We start from the raw sequence: 5469 nt of genomic DNA, 5'->3' as shown, positions 1-5469 counted from the left end.
AAGATTCGCTGTTGTTCAAAATGTCCAACCTCCCACGACCGGGGGGTACGCGAAGGCTGGAACCAATAAAAATATTGGCACTGACATTCATCGACACACTATTGAGTTCTCAAAGAACACACGCACAAACATCCACCCGCAACATGTCGTAGGGGCTTCAGCAAGGCAACTGTTCCAACCTAGCGCAGAGAACCAACCGAAGCAAATCCGGGGTTCTGGCCACTTGGCTGTCAGGCGCTCATCGTCCTACCTCGTGTCCCCGCCATCTCGTGGCCGGGTCGGTGTCCGTGTCGCTCTGACTCGAACTAAGTTACGCAGCCCCGACGACGAAGTCAAATCGCCTGGTCGACCGGGCGTGCCGTGGGCGGGGCGATCGCCTCGCAACTTGTCGGCCCAGCAGGCGGGGCGGCGCTCATGCAAGCATCCCACCAGGAGACATACACGCCTCGCGTGGACACCGACCACCGTCCGATATACAGTTTTCCGACAATCAGCAATCGCTGAGCAAATATTGTGCGGGAAAGGGGCCGTGGTGATCGACGATCTCGACTCGGTCGAACGTCGTGCGTGGGGCGCTGTGGTGACCCTCGCGATGCGGGTCCCCAGCGTGCTCGACTCCCGGCTGCAACGCGAGTTCGGGTTGACGCACTTCGAGTACCGGGTGCTGGCTCTGCTCCAGGATTCACCGAGCCATCGGATGCGGCTGAGCATGCTCGCCGCGCGCGGGCACGGTTCCATTTCGCGCGTCTCCCACGTGGTTTCCAAGCTCGAGCGGGTGGGGTTCGTCCGGCGGGTGGCCGTGACAACGGGTCGAGGGGTCGATGCCGTGCTCACGCCGAACGGTCTCGCGAAGGTCGTCGAGGCGACGCCGGACTATCTCGTGGCGATCCGCAGATTGGTGCTCGACGGGCTCGACGAAGCACAGAAGGCCGAACTCGCGGTGCTCGCCGAGAAGCTGTCGCATCACCTGATCGGCATGCTCGGCGACTCCCCCGTCGGTGAGACCGCCGGCTGACACGACAACGCCGCCCGGCACACAGCCGGGCGGCGTCGGGTATCGATGTCAGACGGCGCGCGGGTGCCAGGTCGCGATCGCCCAGATCACGACCACGTCCAGCACGATGATGATGATCGACCACCACGGGTAGTACGGCAGCCACAGGAAGTTCGCCACGATGGACAGCGCGGCGATCAGCATGGCCGCCACCCGGCCCCACGTCTGTCCGGCGATCAGTCCGATCGCGACGATCACCACGATCGCGCCGAGGACGATGTGCCACCAGCCCCAACTGGTGAGGTCGAACTGGTAGGCGTACTCGGGCCCGACGACGATCAGATCGTCGTTGGCCACGGCGGAGATTCCCTGGAAGATCTGCAGCACACCGACGACCGCCAGCAGGATCCCGGCGGCGATGGAGGTGCCTGCCGCGATTCCGTCGCGGACTTCGTGTTGGTTCCTGTTGGTCATCACTCGGCCTTTCCGTCGATCAACGGACATGCCACTTCGGCATAGGCCAACGGTAGGAACCAGGTCCCCGGTTCACCTCACCCGTTGTGGGTGAATTCGCGGACCTGGTGCACCGGGCGAAGGGTCTTACCGAGGTCGGTGCGCAGGGTGAGCAAGGCGTCGAGCAGATAGTTCTGCCTGACCCGCCACGGATGACGGTCACCCTGCCTGGGGAACGCGGCGATCGAACGCAGGACGTAGCCGGCGTTCAGGTCGAGCAAGGGGTGCTGTTTCAGGTTGCGGCCCGGTTCGGGGACCACCGCGGGGGCGCCGGTGCGATCGAGATGGGTGAGCACCTTGCAGACCAGGCGGGAGGTGAGGTCGGCGCGCAGCGTCCAGGAGGCGTTGGTATAGCCGACGCAGATCGCGAAATTCGGCAGCCCGGTGAGCATGGCGCCCTGCCAGACGAATTGATCGGCCAGGTCGACCTGCTTGCCGTCGACCGAGGGGGCGATCCCGCCGAAGGCGAGCAATCGCAGGCCGGTGGCGGTGACGATGATGTCGGCGGGCAGCGTCTGGCCCGAGGCGAGGCGGATGCCCTCGGGGACGAAGCTGTCGATGTGTTCGGTGACCACCGAGGCCTTGCCCTTCTTCAGCGCTTTGAAGAAGTCGGCGTCGGGAGCCGCGCACAGGCGCTGGTCCCACGGGTCGTAGTCGGGGGTGAAGTGCTGGGCGACGAGCTTCTCGTCTTTGAGGATGCGGGTGGCCAGGCCGGTGAGGAGTTTGCGCGCGGCGGCGGGACGGCGGCGGCAGTACTGATAGAAACCGATGTTGAACAAGATGTTCTTGGTGCGGATCACGCGGTGCGCCAGGTCGGCGGGCAGCAGGCCGCGGATCTTGTCGGCCTGTTTGTCACGGCCGGGAACCGGGCTGATCCAGGTGGGACTGCGCTGCAGCATGGTGACTTGCGCGGCCTCGGCGGCCAGATTGGGGACCAGGGTGACGGCGGTGGCGCCGCTGCCGATGACCACCACCCGCTTGTCGCGCACGTCGAGATCGACGGGCCAGAACTGCGGGTGCACGATCGTGCCCGCGAACTCGGTACGGCCGGGGAACTGCGGATCGTGCGGCTGCTGGTAGTCGTAGTAACCGGCGCAGGCGTAGAGGAAAGAACAGGTCAGCGTGCTGAGCTCGGGTCCGTCTGGGCCCTCGTGCGCGATGGTCAGCTGCCAGCGGGCCCGCGCCGAGGACCAGTCGGCACCGATCACCCGTGCACCGAAACGGATGTGGCGGTCGATGCCGTTCTCCACGGCCGTCTCGCGGATGTAGTCGAGGATGGCTGAACCGTCGGCGATGGAACGCGCGGCCCGCCACGGCTTGAACGGGTAACCGAGGGTGAACATGTCCGAATCGGACCGGATTCCGGGGTAGCGGAACAGGTCCCAGGTACCACCGAGATCGGCGCGGGCCTCGAGAACGGCGTAGCTGCGGTGCGGATGCTCGGTCTGCAGCCGGTAGGCGGCCCCGATGCCGGACAGTCCGGCGCCGACGATGACGACGTCGAGGTGTTCGGGGCTTACGGCGGTGTCGGTCATGGGCACCAGTGTGCCTGCTCACGGGCGGTGGGAGAAGACGCTGATTTCGCCTATCGTCGGTGCGGTGTCGATCTTTCGACGTGCGGGATGGTTGCTCGTCGGCGCACTCGTCACCGTGCTCGCTGCCGCTGTCGCCGGCCTACCGGTGTTCGTGTACCCGCAAGTGGATCCTTTGCGACCGGCCGACGTGATCGTGGTCCTCGGCGGAACGCCCTACGAACGATTCGACGTTGGCATCGAATTGGCCGAGCGCGGGTATGCGCCCGAGGTGCTGATCTCGCAGTCCACCGGTGCCGACGATCCGCTGATGGACAAGTACTGCGGTGGCCGATTCGCCTTCCGGGTGGCGTGTTTCGTACCCGACCCCTGGACCACCGACGGTGAGGCACGCGAAATAGTCCGGCGTGCAACGATTTACGGCTGGCGACACATCATCGTCGTCACGTTCACGCCGCACGTGTCGCGGGCGCGCTACATCGTCGGCCGGTGTTTCGAGGGCGAGATCACCATGGTCGCCAGCCCGACGCAGACGGGGCTCGGGTTCTGGAGCTGGATGTATGTGCGCCAATCCGCCGGATACGTCCGGGCTTTCGTGAACCAGCACTGCGAACAGGACTCCTGAGAGTCAACGGGTCGGCCCGAGGTCCAGGCGCCGGGTGACGCGGTCGACGACGTCGGCGGGCATGCCCGGGTCACGGCGGGCGGCCAGCGCCTCACGTCGGCCCGCCTCGACCACGGCCGCGCGGACCGCGCCGAATTGGGCGACCGATTTGCGTTCCTTGTCCATGGCGGCCTTGGCGTCGGCGTCGGCGGCCTCCGGGTCGGCTTTGGCGGAGAGGCGGCGCAGCCTGGCCTTGATGTCCTCGTAGACGTCGTCGGGTAGGTCGTCGCGGGCGGCGATCATCTTCAGCTCGGCGAGTTCGGCGCCGACCACGCGTTCCCAGAGCTGCCGTTCGAGGGCCCGCTCCTGACGGGTGTCGGCGTGTACGCCGGTCAGGCGGACGACCAGGGGCAGGGTCGGGCCCTGCACGAGCAGGGTGAACAGGACGACCGAGAACGCGACGAACAAGATCTCCGAACGGGCGGGGAACTCGGCGCCGGAGTCGATGGTGAACGGAACGGCCAGGGCGAGGGCGACCGTCGCGACCCCGCGCATCCCCGCCCACCAGGTGACGATCACCTCCTGCCAGGTGAACGCGTCGTCCACATCGCGCCAGCGGTGGGTCACCGTCCACATGCCCATCAGCCAGACCAGCCGCAACAGCACGACCACGGCGATCACCGCGACGCTCACCCCGGCCAATGTGCGCCAGTTGTGGCCGGAGGTCTCGATGACCACCCGCAGTTCCAGTCCGATCAGCGCGAACGCGAAACCGGTGATGAGCATTTCGACGACGTCCCAGCACGAGTCGGCGATCAGCCGGTAGTCGCGGTCACCGATCTCGGTCACCGCGTCGGTGAGATACAGCGCGCACACCAGCACCGCGAGGACCGCCGAACCTTCGAAGTGTTCAGCGATGCCGTACGCGGCGAACGGCAGCAGCAGACTCAGTGCCACCTGAGACGTGGCATCGGTCAGGTAGCGGGTGAGTTTGCTCCCGAGCCAGCCGAGCAGCAAGCCGACCAACGCACCGGCGATCGCGGCGAGCGCGAAATCGCCGAGGGCGTGCCAGGGCGAGAACACGCCGGTGACGACGGCCTGGATACCGACCGTGTAGATGACGATCGCCGTGACGTCGTTGAACAGGCCCTCGCCGCCGAGCGTGACGATCAGCCGCCGGGGCAACCCGAGCCGGCCCGCCATCGACATCGCCGCGACCGGGTCGGGCGGGGCGACCAGCGCGCCGAGCACCACACCCGCCGCTACCGCGACCGCCGGATTCCAGGCGTGGAAGACGACCGCGACCGCGAGGGCGGTGACGATGACGAGTCCGACCGCGCGCAGGGCGATGACCTGCCACTGTTCGGCGAACTGACGCCAGGACGTGCGACGGGCGGCGGCGTAGAGCAGGGGTGGCAGGACCAGCGGCAGGATGAGGTCGGGCGGGATGTTCAGGCTCGGCACCGCGGGGATCAGGGCGAGCAGGCAACCGAACACCGTCATCAGGATCGAGGGTGCGAGTCCGAAGCGATCGCCGAGTGCCTCGGCGAGCACGGCGGCGAGCAGGATCACCAGAATCAGCACCAACTGGTCCATAACTGACCAGTGTCGGGGAAAGGCCGGCAGGTGCACGTGAGACCCGCCGCCATCACACCGAGTACCACCGTCAGCCCGACTCCGTCAGCTGATTACTGTCGGCCACCAGGTCGGCGATGGCGAAAATCGGATGCGGTCGGCTGACCGGGTGTGTCGATCAGCCTGCTGCCGCTGGTGGAAGCAGGATCGGGGGCAAGGGGAAGGGGAGCTGGATGGCCGGCGGAGGAGGC

The 5469-nt window shown here is 66.6% G+C and carries 5 protein-coding genes; 2 read left to right on the top strand and 3 right to left on the bottom strand.

Annotation, left to right across the window (positions count from 1 at the left end):
- Positions 1-532 precede the first annotated feature (532 nt).
- A complete protein-coding gene (locus HYG95_RS24365) occupies positions 533-1015 on the top strand; it encodes a MarR family transcriptional regulator (protein ID WP_181701416.1) in 483 nt (160 codons plus the stop codon).
- 48 nt (positions 1016-1063) lie between these two features.
- Here the strand turns inward: HYG95_RS24365 and HYG95_RS24360 are convergent, their stop codons facing one another.
- Together HYG95_RS24360 and HYG95_RS24355 are read right to left on the bottom strand one after the other, a co-directional pair.
- Positions 1064-1468, bottom strand: coding sequence for a hypothetical protein (locus tag HYG95_RS24360; RefSeq protein WP_067644895.1), 405 nt, complete (start codon positions 1466-1468; stop codon positions 1064-1066).
- 77 nt (positions 1469-1545) lie between these two features.
- Positions 1546-3042 carry an NAD(P)/FAD-dependent oxidoreductase gene (locus HYG95_RS24355; protein WP_181701415.1) on the bottom strand — a complete coding sequence of 499 codons (1497 nt, stop codon included), beginning with the start codon at positions 3040-3042 and terminating at the stop codon, positions 1546-1548.
- A gap of 64 nt (positions 3043-3106) precedes the next feature.
- Here HYG95_RS24355 and HYG95_RS24350 point away from each other — a divergent pair, with 64 nt between their 5' ends.
- Complete coding sequence (locus HYG95_RS24350; RefSeq protein WP_370465910.1) at positions 3107-3664, top strand: YdcF family protein; 558 nt, start codon at positions 3107-3109, stop codon at positions 3662-3664.
- Positions 3665-3667: 3 nt separating this feature from the next.
- Here the strand turns inward: HYG95_RS24350 and HYG95_RS24345 are convergent, their stop codons facing one another.
- Positions 3668-5239, bottom strand: coding sequence for a Na+/H+ antiporter (locus HYG95_RS24345; protein WP_181701412.1), 1572 nt, complete (start codon positions 5237-5239; stop codon positions 3668-3670).
- Positions 5240-5469: the final 230 nt, after the last annotated feature.

Source organism: Nocardia sp. GTS18, from assembly GCF_013839555.1.
Taxonomy (GTDB): Bacteria; Actinomycetota; Actinomycetes; order Mycobacteriales; family Mycobacteriaceae; genus Nocardia; species Nocardia rosealba.
Note: the sequence above shows the minus strand (reverse complement) of the source record. Positions and strands in the feature narration are given on the sequence as shown.